Raw genomic sequence first — 2,442 nt, forward strand, 5'->3', positions numbered from 1 at the left:
AATGTTATCTAGTTTTGAAGGAATATGCCTTCATAGTTTGGTGATAATGGCAGAGAGGTCACACCCGTTCCCATACCGAACACGGAAGTTAAGCTCTCTAGCGCCGATGGTAGTTGGGACCTTGTCCCTGTGAGAGTAGGACGTCGCCAAGCAATTTTAAGACGAGTCAGAATGACTCGTCTTTTTTGTGTTTTGTAACTTTTTTCAAGGCTAATTACATATCTATATAAATTTTATTCAATTTCTTTCATGATTTTTGATATGTAATTTAAGATTTTCTATTTTATTTCTTAAAGATAGGATCTATCCATGTGTTAAAATAGTACAGTTGTTTTTTGATGTACTTTAATATAAGAAGATTTAAGTTAGAAAAGGAGATAATATGAAAAAGATAGGTGTAATTACTATAGTAGTCTTAGTCCTTCTAGCAATCGTGTATATGTTAGTTGGGAATTATTTTTATAACTACGCGTTGAATGCGAAACAAGAAAAAGAATTTTTGCAAGATAATCCTCATTTAGTAGAAACGGTAAATGCATCGGGAGATGTATTGGCTACAAATGAAGAAAAGAATGCGAACTTCGTATCGAAGTATAAACCTAACACATTAACTATACGTTCTTTCGATAAATTGAATTTAAAAGGCTATGAATATATGAATGAATCATCTAGTCATAAATGGGCAATTGTGGTTCATGGATACAATGGTAGAGCATCAGAAATGACGAAATATATTCGTAACTTTTATGAACAAGGCTATAATGTCATAGCACCAGACCTTCGTGGGCACGGAAATAGTGAAGGGGATTATGTTGGTATGGGCTGGCATGATCGTAAAGATGTTTTGATTTGGATTCAACAAATCTTAAAGAAAGATCCTAATGCTGAAATAGCTCTATTTGGTGTTTCAATGGGCGGGGCAACTGTAATGATGACTTCAGGAGAAGATTTACCTTCTAATGTTAAAGTTATTATTGAAGATTGTGGATACTCAACCGTTATTGATGAATTTACTTATCAGCTAAAAGATTTATTCCACTTGCCGAAGTTTCCTGTTATGAATGCGGCAAATACAGTTACAAAATTAAGAGCTGGATATGATTTAGAAGAAGCTTCAGCTGTAAAACAAGTGGCGAAAAGTAAAACACCTATGCTATTCATTCATGGGGATGCTGATACATTCGTTCCTTTTGAAATGTTAGATGAAGTATATAATGCTGCAAAAGTAGAAAAAGAGAAATTAATTGTTCCAGGTGCTGGGCATGGAGAAGCGGAGAAAGTAGATTCGAATAAATATTGGAATACCGTATGGAAGTTCGTAGGGAAGTATATTCCGGCATAATTAAAGTTGTTGCATTTATATAGACGATAATCGGAGGGACAATAGTTAATCCTTTTGATTATCGTTTTTTTGTTAATTAGGTAGTCTGCTATAAGTGTATTTTTGTATGTACTATATGAAGGAGATAGAGCAAAAACTTTTGAATTCCTTAATCTCAGTGCTACAATGATTGAAAACTAAATGTTAATGAGGTGTTTATATGAAAATTGAGGTTTGGTCGGATTTTGTATGCCCATTTTGCTATATTGGGAAACGTAGATTAGAGATGGCTTTAGAGCAATTTCCACATAAGAAGGATGTTGAAGTTGAGTTTAAAAGTTTTGAGTTGGATCCGAATACTCCCGTTTACTCTGGAACAAGTATTAATGAAGTGCTTGCATCAAAGTATGGGATTAGTATTGAAGAAGCTAAGCGTAATAACGTACAGCTAGGAAATCATGCAGCTAGTATGGGTTTAAGTTTTAATTTTGATGAGATGAAGCCGACGAATACGTTTGATGCGCATCGTCTTGCGAAGTTTGCAAAGAATCATGGAAAAGAAAAGGAGATTACGGAGAATCTACTTTTTGCATATTTCACTGAATCGAAAAATTTAAGTGATGTGGATACACTTGCTATTATCGCTGAAGCCTCAGGTTTAGATAAGCAAGAAGCTTTAAATGTTATTAATGATAAAAATGCGTACGCAAATGATGTTAGAATTGATGAAGCGATTGCTCAGCAATATCAAATTTCGGGAGTGCCTTATTTTATTATTAATCAAAAGTATGCTATTTCAGGTGCACAACCACTTGAAACTTTTGTTGGTGCACTTCAGCAAGTGTGGGAAGAAGAGAATCCTGCACCGAAGTTACAGGAACTTTCAGCAGATGGTGGAAGCGATCTTTCTTGTACTGATGGAAGTTGTTCGGTGCCGTCGAAAGAACAATAGTTTTTATGGTAGAAGAGCACCCCATAGATTGTTCTGTAGGGTGCTTGTATATAACTATAGAAGAAATACGTAAATGAAATCTATAAAATATAAAGTTTTTTTAAAAACGTATTGACGATTATACTTTAGAGGTGTAATATAGAACAAGTCGCCGATGACATTAACGTCA

General features: G+C 34.5%; 2 protein-coding genes and 1 rRNA gene. All 3 read left to right on the forward strand.

Features of this window, described 5'->3' with window-relative positions:
• Positions 1 to 36: 36 nt before the first annotated feature.
• The 3 genes from rrf to OXT04_RS29425 all read left to right on the forward strand — a co-directional run bounded on the left by rrf (position 37) and on the right by OXT04_RS29425 (position 2,273).
• Positions 37 to 152, forward strand: a 5S ribosomal RNA gene (rrf, locus tag OXT04_RS29415).
• 230 nt (positions 153 to 382) lie between these two features.
• Positions 383 to 1,342 carry an alpha/beta hydrolase gene (locus OXT04_RS29420; RefSeq protein WP_000719805.1) on the forward strand — a complete coding sequence of 320 codons (960 nt, stop codon included), beginning with the start codon at positions 383 to 385 and terminating at the stop codon, positions 1,340 to 1,342.
• Between the two features lie 199 nt (positions 1,343 to 1,541).
• Positions 1,542 to 2,273, forward strand: a complete 732-nt coding sequence (locus OXT04_RS29425) for a DsbA family oxidoreductase (RefSeq protein ID WP_000687923.1) — start codon at positions 1,542 to 1,544, stop codon at positions 2,271 to 2,273.
• Positions 2,274 to 2,442 lie beyond the last annotated feature (169 nt).

It is taken from the genome of Bacillus sp. GC_Bacil_1 (assembly GCF_026540675.1).
In the GTDB taxonomy this organism is placed as follows: domain Bacteria; phylum Bacillota; class Bacilli; order Bacillales; family Bacillaceae_G; genus Bacillus_A; species Bacillus_A cereus.

Bases quoted from the DNA above. Each gene is read 5' to 3' on its own strand.
- OXT04_RS29420 (WP_000719805.1), top strand. From the start codon at position 383: ATGAAAAAGATAGGTGTAATTACTATAGTAGTCTTAGTCCTTCTAGCA.
- OXT04_RS29425 (WP_000687923.1), top strand. From the start codon at position 1,542: ATGAAAATTGAGGTTTGGTCGGATTTTGTATGCCCATTTTGCTATATT.